At 37.0% G+C, this 24,113-nt stretch carries 25 protein-coding genes; 6 read left to right on the top strand and 19 right to left on the bottom strand.

The genetic code is table 11. The features are described from left to right. On the bottom strand, positions 1–228 hold a 228-nt coding region (locus tag EW028_RS22405; RefSeq protein ID WP_131522465.1), incomplete at its 3' end, for a hypothetical protein. A gap of 111 nt (positions 229–339) precedes the next feature. On the opposite strand from EW028_RS22405, the gene EW028_RS22400 reads away from it, so the two are divergent. Further along, positions 340–576, top strand: coding sequence for a helix-turn-helix domain-containing protein (locus tag EW028_RS22400; RefSeq protein ID WP_131522464.1), 237 nt, complete (start codon positions 340–342; stop codon positions 574–576). 28 nt (positions 577–604) lie between these two features. Here the strand turns inward: EW028_RS22400 and EW028_RS22395 are convergent, their stop codons facing one another. From EW028_RS22395 to nusB, 14 genes are all read right to left on the bottom strand, one after another. Continuing rightward, positions 605–2,038, bottom strand: coding sequence for a hypothetical protein (locus tag EW028_RS22395; protein WP_131522463.1), 1,434 nt, complete (start codon positions 2,036–2,038; stop codon positions 605–607). A gap of 754 nt (positions 2,039–2,792) precedes the next feature. Then, positions 2,793–3,764: a tyrosine-type recombinase/integrase gene (locus tag EW028_RS22390; RefSeq protein ID WP_131522462.1), complete on the bottom strand. Its 972-nt coding sequence runs from the start codon at positions 3,762–3,764 to the stop codon at positions 2,793–2,795. 139 nt (positions 3,765–3,903) lie between these two features. Beyond that, a complete protein-coding gene (gene spo0A / locus EW028_RS22385) occupies positions 3,904–4,695 on the bottom strand; it encodes a sporulation transcription factor Spo0A (RefSeq protein ID WP_016993890.1) in 792 nt (263 codons plus the stop codon). A 384-nt stretch (positions 4,696–5,079) separates the two neighbouring features. Beyond that, complete coding sequence (locus EW028_RS22380; RefSeq protein ID WP_009370207.1) at positions 5,080–6,027, bottom strand: SpoIVB peptidase S55 domain-containing protein; 948 nt, start codon at positions 6,025–6,027, stop codon at positions 5,080–5,082. Between the two features lie 121 nt (positions 6,028–6,148). After that, entirely contained in the window at positions 6,149–7,840 is a 1,692-nt protein-coding gene (recN, locus tag EW028_RS22375) for a DNA repair protein RecN (protein ID WP_131522461.1), read from the bottom strand. A 33-nt stretch (positions 7,841–7,873) separates the two neighbouring features. Then, positions 7,874–8,323, bottom strand: a complete 450-nt coding sequence (gene ahrC, locus EW028_RS22370) for a transcriptional regulator AhrC/ArgR (RefSeq protein WP_004231170.1) — start codon at positions 8,321–8,323, stop codon at positions 7,874–7,876. Between the two features lie 100 nt (positions 8,324–8,423). Then, positions 8,424–9,242 (bottom strand): TlyA family RNA methyltransferase, encoded by an 819-nt coding sequence (locus tag EW028_RS22365; protein WP_131522460.1) that lies wholly within the window; start codon positions 9,240–9,242, stop codon positions 8,424–8,426. Continuing rightward, complete coding sequence (dxs, locus tag EW028_RS22360) at positions 9,242–11,143, bottom strand: 1-deoxy-D-xylulose-5-phosphate synthase (protein WP_131522459.1); 1,902 nt, start codon at positions 11,141–11,143, stop codon at positions 9,242–9,244. Before dxs ends, EW028_RS22365 begins: the two co-directional genes overlap by 1 nt. A gap of 163 nt (positions 11,144–11,306) precedes the next feature. Further along, positions 11,307–12,188 carry a polyprenyl synthetase family protein gene (locus tag EW028_RS22355; protein WP_131522458.1) on the bottom strand — a complete coding sequence of 294 codons (882 nt, stop codon included), beginning with the start codon at positions 12,186–12,188 and terminating at the stop codon, positions 11,307–11,309. Positions 12,189–12,191: 3 nt separating this feature from the next. Continuing rightward, complete coding sequence (gene xseB, locus EW028_RS22350; protein ID WP_008179899.1) at positions 12,192–12,425, bottom strand: exodeoxyribonuclease VII small subunit; 234 nt, start codon at positions 12,423–12,425, stop codon at positions 12,192–12,194. Then, complete coding sequence (gene xseA / locus EW028_RS22345) at positions 12,422–13,780, bottom strand: exodeoxyribonuclease VII large subunit (RefSeq protein WP_131522457.1); 1,359 nt, start codon at positions 13,778–13,780, stop codon at positions 12,422–12,424. The genes xseB and xseA overlap by 4 nt, the downstream gene beginning before the upstream one ends. Before the next feature lie 230 nt (positions 13,781–14,010). Beyond that, positions 14,011–14,826 (bottom strand): undecaprenyl-diphosphate phosphatase, encoded by an 816-nt coding sequence (locus EW028_RS22340; RefSeq protein ID WP_131522456.1) that lies wholly within the window; start codon positions 14,824–14,826, stop codon positions 14,011–14,013. 129 nt (positions 14,827–14,955) lie between these two features. After that, positions 14,956–15,810 (bottom strand): bifunctional methylenetetrahydrofolate dehydrogenase/methenyltetrahydrofolate cyclohydrolase FolD, encoded by an 855-nt coding sequence (folD, locus tag EW028_RS22335; protein ID WP_131522455.1) that lies wholly within the window; start codon positions 15,808–15,810, stop codon positions 14,956–14,958. Positions 15,811–15,841: 31 nt separating this feature from the next. After that, the gene (gene nusB / locus EW028_RS22330) at positions 15,842–16,225 is read right to left on the bottom strand and encodes a transcription antitermination factor NusB (protein ID WP_004231146.1); all 384 of its coding nucleotides are present in this window, start codon (positions 16,223–16,225) and stop codon (positions 15,842–15,844) included. 383 nt (positions 16,226–16,608) lie between these two features. On the opposite strand from nusB, the gene EW028_RS22320 reads away from it, so the two are divergent. Beyond that, the gene (locus EW028_RS22320) at positions 16,609–17,511 is read left to right on the top strand and encodes a MerR family transcriptional regulator (RefSeq protein WP_131522454.1); all 903 of its coding nucleotides are present in this window, start codon (positions 16,609–16,611) and stop codon (positions 17,509–17,511) included. A gap of 124 nt (positions 17,512–17,635) precedes the next feature. After that, on the top strand, positions 17,636–18,805 hold the full coding sequence (locus EW028_RS22315) for an MFS transporter (RefSeq protein WP_048392291.1): 1,170 nt from the start codon (positions 17,636–17,638) through the stop codon (positions 18,803–18,805). A 96-nt stretch (positions 18,806–18,901) separates the two neighbouring features. Here EW028_RS22315 and EW028_RS22310 read toward each other — a convergent pair whose 3' ends face one another. Both EW028_RS22310 and EW028_RS22305 read right to left on the bottom strand, forming a co-directional pair. Then, positions 18,902–19,312, bottom strand: coding sequence for an Asp23/Gls24 family envelope stress response protein (locus EW028_RS22310; protein ID WP_004231142.1), 411 nt, complete (start codon positions 19,310–19,312; stop codon positions 18,902–18,904). A gap of 114 nt (positions 19,313–19,426) precedes the next feature. After that, entirely contained in the window at positions 19,427–19,750 is a 324-nt protein-coding gene (locus EW028_RS22305; protein ID WP_131522453.1) for a nucleoside triphosphate pyrophosphohydrolase, read from the bottom strand. A gap of 103 nt (positions 19,751–19,853) precedes the next feature. On the opposite strand from EW028_RS22305, the gene EW028_RS22300 reads away from it, so the two are divergent. After that, a complete protein-coding gene (locus tag EW028_RS22300) occupies positions 19,854–20,261 on the top strand; it encodes a hypothetical protein (RefSeq protein WP_131522452.1) in 408 nt (135 codons plus the stop codon). A gap of 179 nt (positions 20,262–20,440) precedes the next feature. Here EW028_RS22300 and EW028_RS25945 read toward each other — a convergent pair whose 3' ends face one another. Then, positions 20,441–20,575: a hypothetical protein gene (locus EW028_RS25945; protein ID WP_255501764.1), complete on the bottom strand. Its 135-nt coding sequence runs from the start codon at positions 20,573–20,575 to the stop codon at positions 20,441–20,443. A gap of 975 nt (positions 20,576–21,550) precedes the next feature. After that, positions 21,551–22,489, bottom strand: a complete 939-nt coding sequence (locus EW028_RS22295; RefSeq protein ID WP_131522451.1) for a 3-hydroxyacyl-CoA dehydrogenase NAD-binding domain-containing protein — start codon at positions 22,487–22,489, stop codon at positions 21,551–21,553. Between the two features lie 166 nt (positions 22,490–22,655). Here EW028_RS22295 and EW028_RS22290 point away from each other — a divergent pair, with 166 nt between their 5' ends. Both EW028_RS22290 and EW028_RS22285 read left to right on the top strand, forming a co-directional pair. Then, positions 22,656–23,225 (top strand): TetR/AcrR family transcriptional regulator, encoded by a 570-nt coding sequence (locus tag EW028_RS22290; RefSeq protein WP_193767446.1) that lies wholly within the window; start codon positions 22,656–22,658, stop codon positions 23,223–23,225. 505 nt (positions 23,226–23,730) lie between these two features. Continuing rightward, complete coding sequence (locus EW028_RS22285; RefSeq protein WP_131522449.1) at positions 23,731–23,928, top strand: hypothetical protein; 198 nt, start codon at positions 23,731–23,733, stop codon at positions 23,926–23,928. The last annotated feature ends 185 nt before the right edge of the window (positions 23,929–24,113 follow it).

Genomic DNA, 24,113 nt, shown 5'->3' with positions numbered 1-24,113 from the left:
AATCGCTAGCAGTTCGATAGGTTCGCACGTGTCTAGTTCGTCAAATAATGCTGCTGCTTCATCTGTCCAAGCGAATAATATCTCATTGTCACCAATAAACAGGATCGCATCGTCTGGGTATCCTGGTTGTCTGAAAACCTCTAAATGTACCCCATCAAGTAACTGTGTTCGTTCAACTACGTAACTATATCCTGGCTCAACCTCTACAATTTGCATTTGAGTATTCATAAAAACAACCTCCCATAAATATATTTTTGGTACGCTTATAAGTACCACTTCTGTTATCATTATATGGTACGCTATTGCGTAACGTCAAGTATATTTTAGGAGGAATTTTAAATGGCTAAGCAAGTGGTTGTTAAGATTGATTATTTAATTAAAGAGTACAAGGTCGGCTCATTGAGAAAGTTAGCGGAGAAATGTGATATAAGACATGCAGCACTAAGCGAATTGAATAACGGCAAGAGAAGAAATATCAATTTCGGACACATTGAGAGAATCGCTGAGACATTAGGGATTGATGATATTACAGAAATAATCGATTTTATAGAGGTAGACGAAGAAAAAGCGCTCTAGTTTCAAAACTAGGCGCTCTCTTAGTGGTTTATTCACTTTCTTTTCTCTCGTTAAGCCGTTTGTAATCATCATAATATTTCGTTCTTCTTTCAACGATATTTGAAAATTGAGGATTTAACACTTCAATTAGGTATCTAGCGATCAGTTCCAGGAAGATATTAACATCATTAATATGCTTATAATTCGAATCGTAGTCATATCTCGCATTATTTTCACCACTACCACCATGTGCAGCAGCATTTCTTCCTGTTACATAGATAATTTCACCAGCATTTTTAGTTTTAAGGTAATTATGATTGCTCCACTCATCTTTAATTTTCTTCACTTCTTTTTTTAATGCAGATGTAAAATTAACATACTTAGATTTCCTCTTATCAATAAAAGTTTTTTCCCTAATATTATAAGAAAAACCAGAATCAACATAGTATAGTGGAACAAAATTATGCTTCATTATTTCATTTACATAATAATTTAGTGCGTCTTCTGGACGATAATTTGGAGGATTGAATAGTCTTTGATAGTGATTTTTTGCACCGTATTCAAATACTCGATACAGAAACACACACCTTGGCAGAGATTCAAATTGTTTAAGAGAAGCATGGTATAACTCAAAAATCATTTCATGTTGTGAATCCTCTAAACAAATAAAATCGTAGTTCTTTTTACGTTTGAGAACTGGCAGTTCACAATAATTAGGCTCATCTTCTTTGCTAACGAAGAAGTCCTTTTTTCTCAATCGTAACATATCCAACAAATCAAATTGTTCATATAATTCCATTAATTTTCTATTAAAATTATAATTCTCGGTAAAATAGAAAAAAGGTTGACCATTAAAGTAAGCGAGAATGTTAAGTAATGCTCTTTTTACTTTTTCTTCTGTTTTTTCATTATAGAATACAGAATAACTATGTGATTCGGTAGAAGCAATGTAAACATCTTTATAAAATACTATGTCATTTTTATATTTTAATATAGAGTTTGGACCAACAAAATTGCTGAATGCATTTATGTACGAATTTGGATAGTGTTTTAATTTATACAATTCTTCATTAGTTTCACATAATCTCTGTTTCAATTTTTTTCGCATAAAATCTTTCACATTAACTTCAAATGGTATAGATATATCGAAATTCAAAATTTCAGTAGCATATCTCTCTTGTTCTTTATTTATTTCTGGGATAATAATACTAACAGCACCGTTATCTAAATTCTTAAGTAACCTATTGTATGTTTTTCTTTGTGACAAATAAATTTTTTTATATTTCTCTAAACAGTCTGACTTATCTTCAAAACTTTGACATTCAAACCTCTCTTTATTCAATTTAATAATAAGATCACTAAATTGACTTAGTTCAAAATATGTCAATTCCATAGGAAAAAAATAAACATTTTCAGTTTTAATTTTAATACTAGAAAAGTCAAATAAACTTTCTATAATTTTTAATTCCTGATTAATATCCACAATAATATATACCTCCTACCCAAAAATAACAACCAACAATGTATCTATTTTAGATAATTATACCACCCTAATAATTTAATATAAAACATCGGAATCTTTATATAACTTCCAACTAATAATATTTACTTGACAATCGCACCCATTTTCAGCAGAATGGCTGCTCGCTCCAGGAAATCGGCGCAAAGTGGTTACCTATTATCACTAGACATATAGAAATACGTGAATAGCAACAATAAGTAACAACCGCATATTTCAGCGTCATGATGACGTCCGAGGTTTTCTCGTATGCTCCTGTTAGATTGGGATATTCCTATCCGTATGCACTCGTCTATTTATCGTCCTAGACGTGCGGTAGTCCTTAATTGAGCGTATTTGTACGCTGATTGTCCGCTTGTACATGCTTACCCTAGCCGTAACTAGCCGATAAACCATGCCGCGCCCTTTGTGGTGGCGCTCACCTATTCATCGCAACCGTAACAGGAAACGGCTTGACCCGCGATATAGTCGCTTTTCTGCATCGGTACGACAAACCTTTCCAGTGTCTTTAACGTCTGTTATTGGGCCACCAAGACGGAACGAACCTATTTTTGACAATAGGAAAGCAGACCTTTGCATTTTACGTTTTTTCGAGGTAAAATGAAGGCATATCATCGCTCATATTAAGTTGTGAGTGAAACACTTATGCTGGCTGGCATATTAGTGTTAATCGTATTAAGAGTCGTTAGTGCTGCGAACACTAGCGGCTTTTTTCTGTTTAAATATCCAAATTTTCAAGTGGACTATGCTGTCGATACTTCTTCATCACTTCCTTATCAGCGAAATCAAGATAGATTTGCGAAGTGACCTCAACGCTGGCATGTCCCAGTAATCGAGATAATGTTGCTAAATCACCACCGTTTATTAGATACCTCTTAGCAAAATTATTTCGAAGTAAGTGCGGTGTTATTTGAAGGCCAACGTCTCGACTCCGAAGTCTAAACGAACGCTCCACGCCTTCTATACGATGTTTTGTCCCTCGATTTGTCGGGAATAGGTAATTACAATCTGTATATCTATCTTTAAATGCAATCCACGATTTTAAGTGATTGCGAGTTTTCTGTGAGAAATAAACAAATCGTTGCTTTCCCGATTTAGTCTTCCTTAATAAAATTGCGTTACTACGTAAATCAATATCTGACGGCACCACTTCTAAAATTTCGCCAATCCTAGCTCCACTATCAAAGATTAATCGAGCTATTACCCAATCACGGTATTGATCGAATTTACTAACGTCGAAAGAACGGAAAAACTGTTTTAACTCATTATCTTCGAGCATAACTTTGATTTTTCGCTCTGGTTTAACATTCTTTAAATCCTTTAACGGATTGCTGCGAATAAGTTGCTCTGAATATAAATGCGAATAAAATGCTTTTATGTTACGTACATAATTCGCTATTGTCGTTTTACTTACTGGTTTACCAAAATCAACTCGACGTTCTGGGTAGTTTACAGGCGATTCCTCCGCACTTACTGTAAACTTGCCTCTTTCTTCGATTGAACGAATATAAGCTTGAATATGCTCTGCCTTGACGCTTTTAACGTCATCTATTTCGAAGTTATCCAATAGGTACCTTGCGAATAATCTAAGCGTCTGTTCATACGATTTTAATGTTTTAGGCGACAGACCTTTCGCTGAACAATCGAGCATGTAGCGATCGATTTCTACTAAAAACGGATTTAAAGCCATAAAAAATACGCCCCCTTAATCAGTCGTAAAAAACTGTTTAAGAAGACGTTATAATTAACGTAATATAACTGTTTTATATAATAAGTTTACCGCATATTCTCCGCTAGCCTGTCGTCCACAAACGCAGTCATACCAACGTTTAGCTAGCCATCATGTCAATACGAATTTTGTCTGCGATCATGGCGATGAATTCGCTATTTGTTGGTTTGGATTTCAAGTGATGGACTGTATAACCAAACATTGATGAAATGGATTCATAATTGCCCCTATTCCAGGCAACCTCGATGGCGTGGCGAATCGCACGTTCCACGCGGGATGGTGTTGTATTGAATTTTTTAGCAATTTCTGGATATAAAATTTTTGTCACAGATCCTAATAATTCAATATCCTCAAAGACCATTTGAATGGCTTCACGCAAATAAGAGTAGCCCTTAATATGTGCAGGTACACCGATTTCTTTGATGATGGCTGTAATCGTACTGTCTAATTGATGCTGATTTAATTTTTGAGGTACTGTCGGTTGTAATACGCTTGTTTTTTTCGGAAGTGTCGCCTTCTGTCCAGCACAATGTAAAATCTTTTGTACCAATTGGTCGAATTCAAAGGGCTTTAGCATGAAATAAGAAGCTCCTAAATCCACCGCCTGTTTCATGACATCCTCTTGGCCAAAAGCCGTTAGCATAATGACTTGAATTGATGACATTTTTTCATTTTGATACATGGACTCTAATACTGCTAAACCGTCAAGATGAGGCATTATTATATCTAGAAGTAAAATATCTGGTGTAAATTCCTCAAGCATTTGTAGACATACTTTTCCATTTGAAGCAGTTGCAATAATTTCTATTTCGGCATGTCCTTGAAAATACTGCTCCATCGTTTTTAATAACTCACGATTATCATCTGCAATCGCTACTTTTACCTTTGTCATTTCAATTCCTCCTTCTGGACTTGCTTTGAACACCTCAAAGCGATAACCTAAACCCCTAAATGCCGTTTTTGGCACACTGTGGAATTTTCGACATTTTTGTTTTAAAAACCTTTTCTATTTCCAAAAATGAGTATGTAGTCCGATACTTTCTTTTTATATCGACAAGTTACGCTAAATGACGCGACTTGTCGAATGCTCTTATAACTTATTTTAGATAAATTTAGTAGATAAAACTACAGTTTTTTTAAATATCATGCCTTCTTCAGGAAATTATCGGAAATACATGTTGGATTCGATGAAATAAAGGTAAAAAATCCGTGTAGTTTCCCGCAGCTTTTGTCCTGCCTGGGGAAAATTAAACGGATTTTTACCTTTCATACCTTTTTATGAAGACCTTCTTAACATTTCCGCTACTGTTAGCGCTGCACCTTTTTTCGGCTCCTCCACAAACATATGTGTCACAGCACCGACAAAACGACCGTCTTGGATAATAGGACTGCCACTCATTCCCTGCAAAATGCCACCTGTTTTTTCAATGAGCTTCTCGTCAGATACTATAAATTCAAGGCGTTCATTTTCCACTTTGGTAATTTCTATTGAAAAGGTTTCCACCTTACTGCCTTCAATGGCTGTATAGATTTCAGCTTTCCCCGTTTTTATATCTTTTTCATGCATAATTTCTATCGCTTTGGGCAATCTTTGTTGATAACCGTCTTCCCAGCGGCCAAAAATACCATAAATAGTATTTTTATCTATACTGCCTAGACGTTCTTGATGCTTTTCAATGGAGGAAATTTTATAGCCTGGTTGGCCTGGTGTGCTTTTTCGGATTTGCTGAATAGAAGCTAAAAAAATGGAGCCAGCTCTAAAAACAGGGGCTTCTTGTAGGGTTGAATCGACAATTTGATGACCTAGTGCACCGTAATTTTTTGTCTCTGGATCAATATAAGTCAGTGTTCCTACTCCATCTGTTTCATCTTTTAAAAAGGAAATGACATGCTCTGCTTCTTGATTTTGTAATTCCAATGTAATTTGTTGGCCTTCACTATTGATCGTCCATTTCTGTTGGCCATCTTTTGCCACAGCCTGCTTGGCATCAGCAAGGGATTTTACTGGTATATCGTTTATTTTTTCAATAACAGCGCCTCCTTTCATCCACTGATTGGAAGCTAATAGTACATCGTGTGCGACAAATACATGTGACAATTGAAGTTGAATTCCAATTGCTTCGCCCATCGGTATAAGCTTTTTGGCGGCTAAAGCTTGTATAGGCATCACTAATAAAAAGATGAGCATAGGCAAAATGACTAATTGACGCCAATGACGATTCATACGACACCTCCTTTTCATTTTTGTCTTTTTACTATGTGTTGTTGTGACGTTCTTATAAGCGGTAAATATTTGTGCAAAATGAAAAAAGCCAGAAACAGCTGAACTGTTTCTGGAATAATGGTTAACGCATTTGTTTTTTTCGTTCATCTGCCATTTTTAAAAGCTCCGTGGCATGCTGTAGTGTCAAAGCTGTAATTTCTGTTCCGGACATCATACGGCTAACTTCCTCTATACGAGCATCTTGATCAATTTCTGATAAGGAAGTAAACGTTCGATCATGCTCGACTTCTTTTTTGATGAAGTAATGATGATCAGCCATCGCTGCAACTTGAGGTAAATGTGAAATACATAAAACTTGAGAATTAACAGAAATTGCGGCAATTTTCTCTGCAATCGCTTGCGCAACACGACCACTGACACCTGTATCCACCTCATCAAATATAATGGAAGTAATTCCATTGGAAGAAGAGAAAATCGTTTTCAACGCTAGCATCATTCGTGATAATTCTCCACCTGATGCAATTTTCGGTAAAGACTTTGGTGGTTCCCCAACGTTTGTGGAAATGTAGAAGATAATTTGATCTTTCCCATTGGCATCGAAATAGGGTAATTCATCGAAATTGACAATAAATTTTGCTTTTTCCATATGTAATTCACGTAGCTCTGCCATAATTGCTTCACTCAATTGTTGAGCTGCAGCTTTACGTACAGTTGAAAGTTCACTAGCCAGCTCATTGAGTACAGCTTCCATCTCTAACACACGTCGTTCTTTCACCTGCAAAATCTCATCACGATTCAACAGCTCATTTAACTCGTTTTTAATTTTTTCATAATAAGCCAAGATCTCTTCCACTGTCGTACCATATTTGCGTTTTAAAGTTTGCAACAGCGCTAAACGTTGCTCAACTTCGTTTAAACGTGCAGGGTCAAATTCTAATTCATCTAACACATTTTTTACCTGATAGGCTGCATCCTGTAATGCATAAAACGCAGTTGTCACTGCCTCAGATGACTCTTTGAATTGCTCATCAACCGTCGCAGCATCTTCTAAAGCACCCATTGCCGTTCCAATCCAATCAAGCCCTTTTGTTTCACCCTGAATGGCTTCATAGGCTGCACTAGAACGTTCAAAAATTTTGTTAAAATTCATCAAACGACGGCGTTCATCTAGAAGCTCGTCTTCTTCACCTAACTTTAAATTAGCTTCGTCCAACTCTTTAATTTGAAATTGATACAAATCGATACGTTGTGCCATCAACTGCTCATCAATGGATATAGAAGCTAAGTCTTTTTTGAGCAAACGGTATTCATCGTATTGGGAACGATAGTTTTTTTGAATTGGCGACAGCTCTTCTTCTGCAAACTGATCCAGCAAATTGATGTGCTGTTTTTCATCCATTAGCTCTTGATTTTCATGTTGGCCATGAATATCAATGAGACTTGCCCCAATGTCTCTTAGTACCGATAAAGGCACAAGCTTACCATTCACTCGGCAAATACTCTTACCAGTATCATTCAAATCACGACGTAAAATAATTGTATCTTCTTCTATTTCAATGCCTGCTTCTTCTAACTTTTTCAGAACAGGATGAGCTGAACTCGAAATTTGAAATAAGCCACCCAATTCTGCTTTTCTTGCGCCATGACGAATAAATTCAGTGTTGCCTCGTCCACCTGCAAGTAAATGCACCGCATCAATGATAATGGATTTCCCGGCACCTGTTTCCCCAGTGAGAACTGTTAAGCCTTCTAAAAAGCTGACAGTCAAATCCTCAATGATAGCAAAGTTTCGAATACTAAGCTCTCTTAACACAAATTGTCACCTCTAAATCAAATTAACCATTTTTTATAGCATGTCTAATAAACGATTTTTTGTATTTTCACGCTCATTTTCATTTCGACAAATAATTAAAATGGTATCATCTCCAGAAATTGTCCCTAAAATTTCCGGCCAATCTAAATGGTCAAGTAGGGAAGCAATGGCATTCGCATTCCCAGGAAGAGCTTTCATGACTAAAAAATGTGATGCCCCATCAATACTTACAAAAGCATCCGCTAATGCACGATGTAATTTTTGGACTGGATTGAAACGTTGATCCGCGGGTAGGCTATATTTATAACGCCCATCCTGTAATGGTACTTTTACTAAATGAAGCTCTTTTATATCTCTTGATACTGTAGCTTGTGTCACATTATAGCCTGCTTCTTTTAAAAAATCGACTAAATCATCTTGTGTTTCAATTTCATGATTGGCGATAATATCCCGAATCCGTATATGTCGTTGCCCTTTATTCAACGAAATCACCTCTTATAAATAATTGTATATGTGTATAATCACACTACCATTTTCAACAAAAAAGCACAAGAAAAAACACGGCTCTATAAGCGAGCACGTGTTATTTTAAAGAATTATGCGCTTCTTCAACGAGTGCATTAAAAGCTGTATATGCAGGTAGCACTTCTTGTTCAATAGGATTCACTAAATGGAATAAAAATTCAATATTTCCTTCTCCACCTGTGATTGGAGAGAACGAAGCATCTTTTACAACAAAACCAATTTCAGTTGCCATTGCAGCCGTTTTTTCCAAAACTTCTAAATGTACTTTTTTATCACGAACAATTCCCTTTTTACCTACTTTATCTTTCCCAGCTTCAAACTGAGGTTTCACCAATGCCATAACATCCCCGCCTGGCAGCAATAATGTTTTTAATACTGGTAAAATCAGTGATAACGAAATAAAGCTAACATCGATTGTTGCAAAATCAGGTAAACCTTCTGATAAATCGGCTGCCGTTGTATAGCGAAAATTCGTTTTCTCCATTACTGTCACTCGTTCATCGGAACGTATTTTCCATGCTAATTGGTTCGAACCAACATCTAGTGCATAGCAATGTCTTGCACCATGTTGTAAGGCACAATCTGTAAAGCCACCTGTAGAGGAGCCAATGTCAAGCATTAGCTTCCCTTCTACAGACATATCAAAAATTTGTAGCGCCTTTTCTAATTTAAGGCCTCCACGACTCACATATTTTAAATCTGAGCCCTTTACTTGTAGCGGTGCATCCACGGCAATTTTCTCGCCTGCCTTATCAATTCGTATTTCATTTGAAAAGACAAGGCCTGCCATAATGGACCGTTTTGCTTTTTCTCTTGTTTCACATAGTCCACGCTCTACAAGTAAAATATCTACACGTTCTTTTGGTTGTTTTGTCATTATTTATTCAAACCCACTTGCTGTTTTTGTTGAAGTAATACATGCATACGTGCAACCGTATCTTCTGCTGTCATATGAATTTCTGCGAGTAGCTGATCTACGTTGCCATGCTCAATATATTGATCTGGGATGCCCATTCGATCAACTAGCGCATTTAAATAGCCGTGGTCATGAGCAAACTCTAATACACCACTACCAAATCCACCTTGTAGAACAGCTTCTTCAATTGTTAAAATCGGTTTTTGACTAGATAATATACGGTGTAGCACATCCTCATCCATCGGTTTGATAAAGCGTGCATTGACCACTTCAATATCGATTCCTTGTTGCGCAAGCATTTCAGCAGCAGCCATTGCCATTGGAATCGTTGTTCCAAATGTCAAAATAGATGCATCTTTCCCCTCACGTAAAACTTCCCAGCTACCAATTGGTAAAGCTATAAGCTCATCATCTAATGGCACACCAATTCCATTACCACGTGGATAACGAAGTGCAATAGGACCACCATCATAATCAATTGCTGTTTTTACCATATGTTGCCCTTCATTCTCATCCTTTGGCATCATAATTGTCATGTTTGGAATATGACGAAGGAAAGCAATATCAAATACACCTTGATGTGTTTCCCCATCTGCTCCCACTAAACCAGCCCGATCAATACCAATAAAGACATTTAAATTCGGGCGAGCAATATCATGCAATACTTGGTCATATGCACGTTGCAGGAACGTAGAATAAATCGCTAAAAATGGCTTCATCTTTTGCGTAGCTAATCCTGCAGCCATCGTTGCCGCATGCTGCTCCGCAATCCCTACATCAAAGAAACGATTTGGGAAGTCCTTTTGAATACCTTGTAGCTTTGAACCTACAGGCATGGCAGGTGTAATCGTTACCACTCGCTCATTTTCATGAGCAATTTTACGAACCGTCTCAGCAATTAAACTACTCCAAGCTGGTCCAGTAGTCTCAGACTTCACAAAGGCACCATTTTCAATTTTATAAGGACCTGTTCCATGCCAATTTCCGATTGTATCATCCTCGGCTGGTTTATAGCCCTTTCCTTTTTTCGTAATAACATGAACAAGGACTGGCCCTTTTACTTTTTTCGCATGTGATAATGTCATTTCAAGCGCTTCAAAATCATGTCCATCAATTGGACCAAGATATTTAAAACCTAGCTCCTCAAAAAACACACCAGATACTACTAAATATTTTAAGCTATCCTTTACGCGTTCAACAGTAGAGGCAAGCTTTCCACCTAATACTGGAATCTTATTAATAAGTGATTCCAGCTCTTCCTTGGCTTTTGAATACTCCTTGGCTGTACGTAGACGACCTAAAACATTGTGTAATGCGCCAACATTTGGTGCAATCGACATTTCATTATCATTGAGGATGACAATCATATTTGTTTTTGCATGGCCAATATGATTTAATGCCTCAAGTGCCATACCACCTGTTAAAGCCCCATCACCAATAATAGGGATAACAAAGTTGTTTTCTTTTTTTATATCACGTGCTGCTGCCATACCCATGGCTGCTGATAAAGATGTCGAGCTATGACCTGTTTCCCACTCATCATGTTCACTCTCCACGCGCTTTGGAAATCCACAAAGCCCTTTGAACTGACGTAGTGTGTCAAATTGACTCGCACGACCTGTTAAAATTTTATGCACGTAAGCTTGGTGGCCAACATCCCACAAAAACTTATCTTTAGGACTGTCAAACATTTTATGCAGCATCATCGTTAACTCAACTACGCCTAAATTCGGCCCGATATGCCCACCTGTGACAGAACATTTTTCGATTAAGAAGGTACGAATTTCTTGGGCAAGCTGCTCAAGTTCCTTCTTATTTAAGTTTTTTAAAAAGGATGGACTAGTTATTTTATTTAAATCCACCTTTCTCACACACCTTTTCAATAAAATATTCACCGCAATTGTGTTTCCACCATTATAGCAGTGTTATCAATATGCTAAAAGTACGAGCACTTCATTGTTTACATATTGCAAACGTTCCCACCTATTCTAGCATATTCTTTTCCTTCAACGCCTTGATTTTCTCTTAGTTTTTACGATGAACTATATAAGCAGCAAAGTCACGTAATAGGCTGACATCTATTGGTAATTGATCGAGTGCGTTAATGGCATGTTGATAATGCTCAGCAAGCTTTTCTTTTGCTCCCTCTAGGGTTAAGAGGGCTGGATAAGTGCTTTTATCACTAGCGACATCTTTTCCAGCTGTTTTTCCTAGTTCTTCAGTCGTTCCCTCAATATCTAAAATATCGTCTTGAATTTGGAAAGCTAAACCAATATGATGCGCATATTGTTTCAATGTAGCACGGTCTTGTGCTGATACATCTGCAAGTACGGCTCCCGCTTCAATACTAAAACGCAATAAAGCACCTGTTTTATTGACATGGACTTGTTCCAATTCAGCTAAATTAAGCTGACGTTGCTCCCCTTCCATATCTAGTACTTGACCACCAACCATGCCTTCTGCACCTGCTGCAACGCTTAGCAATTGGACAAGTTCAATACGCTTTTCAGCAGAGATATCCATACGTGCTAAAATGCCAAATGCCAGTGTGTTTAATGCATCTCCAGCAAGCGTAGCCAGCGCTTCTCCATAAACTTTATGATTTGTTGGCTTGCCTCTTCTGAAATCATCATTATCCATGCTTGGTAGATCATCATGAATTAAAGAATACGTGTGAATGATTTCAATGACCGAACCGACAATCAAACCGTCCTGAAGATTTTCGCGGTAAAGCTCTAGTACCGCTAACACAAAAAGAGGACGAATTCGTTTCCCCCCTGCCTTTAATGAATAAAGCATGGATTCCTTTAAATCTGCGGGTGCATCAATTTGTTCAACAAGTGCAAACATCGTCTCTTCAATTTGTGGTGTATTGCTTTCAATAAAGTACTTTAATGGCTCATTCATTTCCTAATTCTCTCCCTTTAGTGGATCAAATGCTGTTGTTTCACCAGTCTCTTGGACAATTGATACAAGCTGCTCCTCAGCATGTTGCAGCTTACTATGGCAAAACTTTGATAGCTCCATTCCTTGCTTGTATAAATCAATCGCATTTTCCAATGGCACATCACCCTGTTCTAACTGGCGAACGATTTCTTCTAATGCCGTCATGGCTTCTGCAAATGTTTGTTGTTTTTCAGTCACAACAATTCCCCCTCATTCTTTGGCAAGATATTCGTCACTTTAGCCACAACCTTTCCATCATGGAAGGTCAGTGTCAGTTGATCTTGCTTTTGCACCTCAGTGGATGATTTGATCATTTGCTGATCTTTATATGCTACTGTAAATCCTCTTGTTAGAATGGACAGTGGATTTAAAGCTTCTAATGTTCTAACGGTTGACTCAAATTGTTGTTGCTGTTTTGCCACATAATACGTTGTAGCACGTGATAATTGTTGAACGCGCGCTTCAAGCTCTCTCTGATGAAAAGCAAGTGCCTTTTTGGGTGAATGTTGCTCCACCGTACTATGTAATTGTTGAAGTTGGGCAGCTTTTTTCATCAAGCTCACTTGCATTGCTGCCTGCAACCCTGACTCAAGCTGTGCCAATCTTTCTGTAAAAGGTCGATAAAGTCTTTCCGGCATGGACAATGGATAAGACTGCTGGAGCTTATTTAGACGTTGTCGCTCTGCCATAAGTTGCGACCTAACCATTTGATGAAGCTGTGATTTCTGCGTAAGCACACGTTGGTAGAGATCCGCTTGATCTGGCACAGCCATCTCTGCAGCAGCTGTTGGAGTAGGTGCACGTAAATCGGCTACATAATCGGCGATCGTTGTATCTGTTTCATGGCCAACCGCACTTATAATAGGGATTCGGCTTTCAAAAATAGCTCTTGCCACAATTTCTTCATTAAAAGCCCATAAATCCTCGATGGAGCCTCCTCCTCGCCCGACAATCAACACATCACAGCTTGCCTCTTGATTAGCACGTTGAATATTTTGCACAATATTCGGTGCAGCCTGAGCTCCTTGCACAAGTGTTGGATAAATCAAAATTTCAGCAAGTGGATAACGCCTCTTTAAGGTTGTACAAATATCCCGTATAGCTGCACCAGTTGTTGACGTGAGTACACCAATTTTTTCAGGAAATTTTGGTATCGGTTGTTTCCACTCAGGTTTAAAAAGGCCTTCTTTTTGTAATTGCTCTTTTAATTGATTGAAGGCAACAAATAAGCTACCAATGCCATCCGGTTGCATTTCTTGTACATATAGCTGATAGGTTCCATAGCCTTCGTAAACGTTTACATCCCCTCGGATAAATACTTGCATACCTTCCTTTGGTTCAAACGCTAATTTGGTAGCCGCTGTTTTAAACATCGTCGCAGCTATTCGGGCACCATCATCCTTTAATGTAAAGTAAATATGGCCGGATTGATGAATTTTCACATTCGATAACTCACCTTTTACATACACTTCACGCAAATGTGGATCTGCATCGAATTTTCGTTTAATATATTTTGTTAACGCTTTTACTGTTAAATAAGAAGCAGAGGACATGTTTTCGGCTCCTTTACTAAAATCAAGTTTTTCACAAAACTACACCTATCATAACATTTTTTGCAGTCGTTGACGTGCCAAAATGCAGTTTCGGTAGAAAAAATGACTGTCTTTCTTCTATTGAAAAACAACTATAACACATTCCTACACGTTCTCACTATTAGAAACCGTATATTATGACAAATAACAAATAAAGCCCCATAACTTCATACGTTATGAGACTTTATATTTTAATAGAATAGTAATAAAAGAGTTCCTACAATAAAACAATAATACGTAAAGTAGCTAAGTTTACCACTTTTCATAATGCCCATAAACCAACGCATCGCAAAATAAGTCATAATGAGAGTTGCCAAGAAAGTGGCGGCATATGGAAGAGCTAATGCACCTTTACTCGGCTCGTCTAAAAAATCTGTAATGCCAAGGACTACCCCACCTAAACTTACAGGAATATAAAGCATAAAGGAAAAACGTAAGGCTGTATCCTGCTTCATTCCTACTGCTATGGCGGAAATAATCGTGGCTCCTGAACGGCTAATACCTGGCGTTAAAGCAACTGCTTGCCCCAGCCCTACAATGATGGCATCTTTAGCACGTAAATCCGCATCGTTCTTCTTGCCACGCATATTACGAATTAGCCATAATGCAGTCCCTGTCACAAATAGCATGAGCGCAATCGTCGTCATACTTACGTTATCTGCAATGACATCACTTAATAACACCCCTAAAACGCCAGCAGGAATTGAACCGATGATAATATAGAGAGCAAAGCGAAAATCCGCGTTATACCGCTTTTCTCCAGTTTTTAAGTAAAGAAAAAAATGACTGATCAGACGAACAATATCCTCACGATAAATATACATAATAGCAAGTAACGAAGCTGTATTTGTTAAGATAGCAAAAGTAAAACCTTGTTCACCTAGTCCCAGCATTTCGCTAGCAATCATTACATGTCCACTCGACGATACAGGAATTGGCTCTGTAAAGCCTTGGACAAGTCCAATAATGATATGCTTGACAATTAACACAATATCGATATTTTCCATAAAAACCTCCTCCTCAGTATGTATGTCCCAAACGTTACATTAGACGACATAATCGAAGAAAAGTTCTGATTTTACACAACAAAAAAGTCACCTCAAACAATGTTGAGATGACTTTTTTCAAAAGGTCTTTTATTTTGCAAGCGTATTTTCAGCTGCTTGCACTGTGTTGAATAGTAACATCGTGATGGTCATGGGTCCTACACCACCTGGTACAGGCGTAATATGAGACGCAATTCCATCTACTTCTGCAAAGTTTACGTCACCGCATAATTTATTGTTGTCATCGCGATTAATGCCTACATCAATAACAACAGCCCCTTCTTTCACGTGCTCTTTCGTAATAAAGTTTGCACGTCCAACTGCAGCAATTAAAATATCTGCTTGTTTTGTAAATGAAGGTAAATCTGGCGTTTTAGAGTGTGTATAGGTTACCGTAGCATCCTTTTGTAAAAGTAGTTGTCCCATTGGTTTACCAACGATATGACTACGACCTACGATTACAGCATGCTTTCCTGCGATTTCAATTCCTGAATACTCAAGAAGCTTCATCACGCCAAACGGTGTACAAGGTAAAAATGTATCTTGGCCAAGCATCATTTTCCCAACGCTTACAGGTGAGAATCCATCGACGTCCTTCTCGACAGCAATCGTTGCAATGACTGTATCCTCATCAATATGTTTTGGGAGTGGTAATTGAACTAAAATACCATGAATATCCTCACGTTGATTTAAAAGCTCAATTTGCGCTAGTAATTCCTCTTGCGTTGTCTCTTCTGGTAATTTAATGAGTTCTGAAAACATACCAATCGCTTCACAAGATTTTTGTTTATTTCTCACATATGTAGCTGATGCCTGGTTGTCTCCAACTAATACAACCGCTAAACCAGGTGTTAGCCCTCGCTCTTTTAAACGAATGACACGCTCTGCTACAGCATTACGAATTTCTTGACCAATCTCTTTACCATTAATAATTGCACTTGACATAAACCTTCGTTACTCCTTCCAATTCAACACATTATTCTTGTTCTGTAAATTTAGAAAGTACACCATTGACGAATTTAGATGAACTATCATCGCCAAATGTTTTACATAACTCGATTGCTTCGTTTAGTACTACTCTTTTTGGTGTTTCTGGCATGTATAACAATTCATATACAGCTAAACGTAAAACCGTTCTTTCAATTTTGGGTAGACGGGCAAGTGACCACTTTTCAAGATGCTGTTCTAATGTAGCATCGATTTCCTCCAAATGTTCAGCTGTTCCATTCACGATCTTTTCGTAGAAGGCATTGGTAGGTTGACCTTTAATATGGCCCATTGCTTCTTCAACTGTTAGATCCGTATTGTCTAGCTGAAACAAAACTTGCAACGCTTTTTCGCGTGCTTCATGTCGTTTCATGTAAAGCTCTCCTTCTTAAGTGGCATTAAGGTTTATAATAGCATAAAATCACATGAGAAACACGATTTCAAGCAAGTTTTCAATAATCTGAACCTTTTTCAAGGAACTTTTTGTTTAAGCCCACTTCTCATCGAATAGTGGTATTCAAAAATAAATGTTTCCTGTTCGGAATGGTATAATAAAGAAAAAACTTTAGAGGTGTCACAATGCAACATGAAGCTATATGTTCTAGCTGCAAAAAACATTTAAAATGGTTGAAGGTGAAAAAAATATCAACAAATGAAGGAACGTACATCTCACCTATTTTACTGGGTGGATGCAAGCATAAAATTCGTTTTGATGCCATTCAAAACTTTTTTAGCTTTTATTAGTGGAGGCCATTTATGAAGGAACATTATTATACGATAGGTGAGGTTGCCAAACTTTCAAACTTATCGGTTCAGACATTACGTTATTATGATCAAATTGATTTATTTAAGCCTGCTTATATCGATACCTTCACCAATTATCGGTATTATAAAGGCAATCAGCTATTCTATTTAGACATTATAAAGTCCCTTAAATATATCGGCGTGACGCTCGATGATATAAAAAAAGCACTTAGATTAACCTCTGAGGAATTGCTTGATTTTTTAGCTCAGCAGGAGCTACGCATCAATGAAAAAATTTCACGTTTAAACGAAGCAAAAAATACTTTACTGAAAACAAAAAAGCAATTACAAGAGCAAATTGATATCCCAGTCTTCGGTGAAATTTATGTGCAGATAGAGGAAGCAATGCCCATTCTTCAAGTAACCACTACTGCATTAACACCGACATCGAGCACCAGTACATACTATGCCACTTTAATTAAAATCATCGAAAAGGAAGGCAGTGTCTTAAACAGTCGTTATGGCTGTATTTATCCACTAGAGCCTTATAAAGATGTCAATGACATCATTTATGATGCTATTTTCACTCCCCTATTAACGGAGCGCACATTTTCGCAGCTTTCACCAAACATACAACAAACTATTATTCCTGGCGGTAAATATGTATGCATTGCCTTTATTTACGACCCTGATACTTATTTTTCATACTATGAAAAATTGAGAAATCATGTATTGGCTCAGCAGGAACTATTTGAGTCGCAAGTGTATGAGCTATATATGCCAGCAACGCTCACTATGGAGCAAGAAAAGAAATTTATAGTAGAATTAAAGATTAGGCAAAAACAAGTGACACAAAATTTCTCCGAAAAAGTAGTGGCGCATTCGTATAACTCTCTACCTGAACTCCCAAACTAAGAAAAATTTTAAAAAATAAAAACAAATCTTTTGACCCTATAGTTACTATAGGGTTTATCGTATTACATGGAAATATTCTAGTAGATTGAAAACATGTATCGCGAACCATTAGAAGGAGAAGTTTATGAGCAAGAAGCAAAATATAACCTTAGCTATTTTATTATCTAATCTTTTCATTGCCTTTTTAGGGATTGGTTTAGTTATCCCTGTTTTACCAACCATCATGAATGAGCTACATATTTCAGGCTCTGTTGTTGGTTATATGGTGGCAGCCTTTGCCATTACACAACTAATTGCATCACCAATTGCAGGTAAGCTTGTTGATAATATTGGCCGCAAAGTTATGATTGTTGCAGGTCTTTTTATTTTTGGACTTTCTGAGTTTTTATTTGGGTTTGGTCGTTCTGTTGAAATTCTTTTTGTCTCTCGTATGTTAGGTGGCGTGAGTGCAGCTTTCATTATGCCAGCCGTAACCGCCTATATAGCTGATATTACGACATTGGCACAGCGTCCTAAGGCACTTGGCTATATGAGTGCAGCCATTAGCACAGGTTTTATTATCGGCCCTGGGATCGGTGGATTTTTGGCTGAAATTGGTACACGTGTCCCATTTTATGCAGCTGGGGTACTTGGTCTGTTTGCAGCTATCCTGTCATTGCTATTTTTAAAAGAGCCAACACGTGCTACAGACAATGAAGAAGTAGCACAATCCATGTTAGGTAGTGTCAAGCGTGTGTTTAGTCCACTCTACTTCATACCATTCATTCTTATTTTCGTGCTATCATTTGGCCTCGCTGCATTCGAATCATTGTTTAGCTTATTCGTCGATCACAAATTTGCGTTTACACCATCGGACATTGCCATTATTATTACAGGAAGTGGTATTGTAGGCGCACTAGCTCAATTAATACTATTTGATTGGCTGACAAAGAAAATGGGTGAGATTAATGTTATTCGTTACTCACTAATCCTTTCAGCAGTATTAACATTTGCCATGACGATTGTGAGTCATTATTTTGCCATCTTATTCGTTACATTCTTTATTTTCGTAGGCTTCGATTTAATTCGACCTGCCGTTACTTCGTATTTATCGAAAATTGCTGGCAATGAACAAGGATTTGTTGGTGGCATGAACTCTATGTTTACAAGTCTTGGTAATATTTTTGGCCCTATCCTAGGTGGTGTATTGTTCGATATCAATCTGAACTATCCATACTACTTTGCTACAATCGTATTGGTGCTTGGCGTCATACTTGCGTTATTCTGGAGAAAGCCAAAGCATATAGAATTATAAAAATAACGATACACATCCACATGAATCCTAGAGAAATCCATTTAAAAAGGATTGCCCTTTGATGAATAAATCATCATCGGGCAATCCTTTTCTTTTTTATTCATGCACTACTGTTTCTTCTTTTTCAAAGTGAATACCTGTAATATGCACATTTACTTCTGCTGTTTCTAGTGCCGTCATATTAAAAATAGCCTGACGGATTTGCGTTTGAACTTCTTTTGCTACCTTAGGAATGGCATATCCATATTTCACAGAGCAAAATACATCAATCGCAATTTCACCAGTTTCCGTTACACCTGATTTAATGCCTTTATTGTGTACTTTTTTACCGAAACGTTCCACGACACCCGTCGCAATATTCCCACGAGTTGCAGCAATGCCTTCTACTTCATTAACAGCAATCCCAGCCACAACTTCGATCACCTCTGCCGCTACCTCAATTTTTCCAAGCTCTTCTTTCCCAGAAGGTGTTGGTTGTACGAAAGATTGTCCTACTTTCTCTGCCATACAAATATCATCCTTTCCCTTACACATCACAAACAAGTGCTGTACTTACATTTATTATACTATAAAAAGGAAGGTTTGGCTGTCGAAAGCCGTTTTAAATTAAAACCGACTTTACTAATCCACTACATCGATTAAATAAATTCCCTTTTCAAATCCCCCACGAGCTTTTCTCTTGTGTTCACGCGTCACTTCTAGCTCCTCAAAGCGTACACCTAGCACACCGATAGCCATATGAATGAGCTCCAGTATATCTGCGAGCTCTTCAACACTATCTTCTTTATGCTGGGCTTCGTAAAATTCTGTAGCCTCTTCTATCATTTTAGCCTTTATTGCCTTTATTAGTTCACTAGGCTCTAAAATACGTGCATGATAGGATAAACCCTTCGCTTCAATTACTTCTAAAATTTTATCCCTCACTAGCTTATTGTATATAGGCATCCATTGTTTCACTCCTTTTAAGGGGGATGACTATTTCTTTCTTCTATTATATAGTATTCTTTCTATAATATAGAATCAATTTGAGATAAAGTAGAGGTAGAGCATGTTACAAAAATGGTTGTTTGGTATCGGTGGGGTTGTCCTCATGTTGACAATGCTCTTTTTATTTTTGGGGAATAGAGCTAATGAAGACACATTGCTTGCGAAAAATATAATGGAAAAAGCAAATAGCGGCACAACAGTAGTTTCACTAAATAAATTAACGGATTTTGACTGGGAAAAAGCGCAAATTTTCGGACCTTATACAACGAAAGATGCGATTGAAGAAACAATGGACATACAATTTAAAGGTAGTATTAGTGGATTAGATGTACGGGAAGATATTTGCCTTCTTGTCTTTGTGAAAGAGGGCCATGCGATAAAGACAGCTGTGCTTTACAGAGACATAGGAGACTATTCAACAAAGAATGGTATGTTAACACCAGATAACGATCTTCTATCTATAAAATAGAACTTTTATCATCTTTTTCACCACACTTCTATTGGTAACGGTTTAAGCTTCTATAACGGTCAATCTTTCTTCTATAGATGGATCTTCCTACCTGTAAGTAGGTCCTCTATCTATTTGCGCTTAGACATAAAAAAAACCTCCTAACTAATAATAGCTAGGAGGTTTAAAATTGCGAACGCTTACTTCACTTTTTCTGCTACACCGAATACATCATTCTCTTCTAGGAACTTCGTATTGAATTGTGCTGATTTGAAGACGTCATTGTTCATCAATGCTTGGTGGAATGGAATGGTTGTTTTAGGGAAAAATTTCAAATGTTTAATTGTATATCATTGGTCTACTTTGAAGTTTGTTCCACAGTCATATGATGCAAAAGCGTTTAGATTATTGCTGGTGAAGCCACAACCTAACTATCATGAATGTTGTTAAATCAACGTTTGTTTAGGTTGATATAGGTAACATATAAATTTGGAAGATATGTTACCATATAAAGCTACTGTCATATCGCTTCAATTTCTTTTTTATGGGGTGTTGGAGTATCAGATAGATTAGTATTCTCAACACTAATTTCCAAAATATCGGAATTAAGGGGCAAGGCAATAATAGGTTTATCATCATACCAACAATGATCCTTTTCTTCATATAGTTATAACTAACTATCACATCATAGTTCTTCTTCACCTGTTGAATTACTGTAATTGCCTCGTTAATTTCTGTATTAAAAATTCTCTATTAGACGAAACTCTCTCTCCACGTTCTTCTAAAATTGAATGAATCATCTTTTCTTCACGAACACAATCATTAAATTGCTCTTTGAAAACTAACATGAATGGAGTTTAGAACACCTGTTGATTTTGATAATTCTTCTAATTGTTCTTCAGGGGTTCTTCTAGTTAAGCATTCGTAGAAGGATTCATCATCAATCAGAGCATATATACTTTCAGAATCCCTCCCTGCCATGAAAACTATCTAACATGGATATTTATAATAAAATCCTCTTTATTAGTTGCATCTGCAAACTCATATATATTTTCTTGCAATATCCCAATATCCTATTTTTCTTCCACAAACAATCTCTCCTTTGCTATTATTATACATGGTGTAAAATAGAAAGAGGCTGGGACAAAAGTATTTTAACCAGTCAAAAAGCCGAACTATTGAAGAAACAATTGTGAAATGTTCTTCATCGTTCGGCTTTCTCTTTTTCATTTGAACTAGTTATGCCTACTATCATTCGGCTTTTTGAAGCGATTATTTCGTTATGCCCCAGCCTCTTTTGCAATGAATGATTACTTTTCCCTTAAAGCAGTCAATAAAGTAATTTGGCTACGGTCACGAGCTTCTGCTAATTGGTCGATTGTTTGCTCCCCATATGACGTTTGCACATTGGCAATTAATTTAGCGACATTGGCATCGTTTAGTTCAGGCTGTCCTAAGTTTGCCCAGCTTTGTTGCATATTGCGTCCAAGATGTGCCATAAAGTGCTCAAAGCCACCTTGTCCACCACCTAAATGGAAGGATAAGAAAGGCCCACCAATTGCCCAACGTATACCGATGGATTGTTGGACAATAGTATCTAATTCTTTGGCATCAACAACGCCCTCTAATACAAGGTGAATACATTCCTTAAATAAGGCTGATTGTAGACGGTTTGCTACAAAGCCTGGCACTTCTTTTTTTATTTCTACAGGTGTTTTTCCTAAAATATTATAAAATTCAAATGCTTTGTCAATTGTTACTTGTGATGTTTTTTCACCAGCAGAAATCTCCACAAGTGGAATCAGATGTGGCGGGTTAAATGGATGGCCAATACATACACGTTCTGGTGTTACCATGCGTTCAGCAATAACCGTTGCTGGAATACCTGATGAAGAAGAAAATAGCAATGTGTCCTTGTCCACTAGTTGTTCGAGTTTTTGGTATAAATCTTGTTTAAATGCTGGATTTTCAGGTCCATTTTCTTGTACAACTTTGACACCTTTTAATGCTTTTTCTAAGTCTTTTTCAATGATTAAATTTGCTGTTAAATTGTCTACATTATAACCTAATGCTTGCAATGCTGGCTTAATGGTATTCAAACCATGGTGTATATCTTCCTCTAATGTGTCACTAATATCATTGACACGCACTTCCATTCCATTGGCCAAAAATAATGCTGTCCATGAAATACCGATAACGCCAGCCCCAATCACTGTTACTGGGCTATATTGTGTTAATTGTTTATTCATCTTACTCAAACTCCTTCTTCAATTGGCTTTGATGGTTCTGCCTATATTATAATGAATTATATTGAAAACTAAAAAACCACCTCCCTTCAAATTGCAACACATAAGGAAAATATGTTGGAATTCTATAGAAAAGAGATGATATATGTATACAACTGCCAATCATAAAATGGAGCGTAAAATGGAATATGCTTTATTAGCTTGTATGGAACATCAAACATTTGACAATATCACAATCAGTGAAATTTGCATACAGGCTAACATTAATCGTTCCACATTTTATCGCCATTTCCCATCTAAGGATGCACTTTTGCAAAAAACTTATCAACATGCTTTAGAACCTCTTTTAGGTAATCTATATCGTTTTTTTGATAAACATCATAGTATTGCTGAGGCACAGCTTTATTTAAGTAACCATATTTTTCATTATATTTATGATAATCAATTCTTGTATCAAACATTACTATTCAAAGATTCTCATTTTTATTTCATATTAAAAGATTTTATCCAAGCTTACTATCTCTCCTTTTATGAAGGAATTGAACTAATTAATAAAGAAATATTGACCGAATCCATCCTTGCCAACTACATCGCTTCTGCCTATGCAGGAATGATTTATGATTGGGTCAAAGAGGGTTGCTCACCACCACCAGTAGAAATGGCTGAGAAAATGAGATTGTTAAATTCAAATGGTCCTATGAGCTTTTTAATTGAAAAGAAAAAAGAAAGTGAGCAATAAATAAAGAGGCTGGGACAAAAGTATTTTGGCCAGTCAAAAAGCCGAACTATCGAAGAAACAATTGTGAAATGTTCCTTCATCGTTCGGCTTTCTCTGTTTAATTTGGACTAGTTCTGCCTACTATTATTCAGCTTTTTGAAGCGATTATTTTGTTATTTTCCAACCTCAGTAGGAAATCATAGATAATAGCCTTTGAATCAAAATAAGCTTTTCTACATCGTCACGACACTCTTTGAAGTGTGCTTACGGAATGTTGTCCATTGGCTCGTAGTTAGGATTGGATTCTCGTTATCTGATTCCTTTGCCTGTCTAATAAGGTCAATATAAGCTTTATCCCCTCTGTTGGTCTTTACCTGATTATCATGGAAATATGAATATGTCAGGCATGGAATAAACATTTCAGTTTTTAGACGTTCTATACTTATTCTACTAATGTCAAAAATACATCTATGCTATCACTTACTACTTCATTTACAATTACAAGTAAAGAAGGAGGAAGTAGAAAGTGAATTTATTTATAGATAACTCAGTTGTAAGTAGCATGGCAATTCAATTAGCTCTTATTCTAATAATCATGCTTGTAGCAGGTGTTGCTATAGGTTTGATTTTGAAAGTTGTTAAAGCCCCACAGTGGGTTTTCAAACCTTTTATTACGCTAGCTGTCCTAGTTGGAATGTACTTTGTGTTCAAAGTCATAACTTAACTTCATAAACCATTGCTTTGATTTTTCTATGTGATATTACTTTCTATTTCTTCACAATTGCATTGAATAAGTTTGTTTATTACTTGATAGTCAACACATAAAACTCAGCTACCATTTAAGTGATTGCTATCTAGTGCAAATATCTACATTAGTTAATTTTTAAAAAGGTAGTTGCTCTATAGTCA

It is taken from the genome of Lysinibacillus sp. OL1 (assembly GCF_004332175.1).
GTDB lineage: Bacteria > Bacillota > Bacilli > Bacillales_A > Planococcaceae > Lysinibacillus > Lysinibacillus capsici.
The sequence above is the reverse complement of the archived record's forward strand: the minus strand, read 5'-3'. Positions and strand labels throughout refer to the sequence as shown.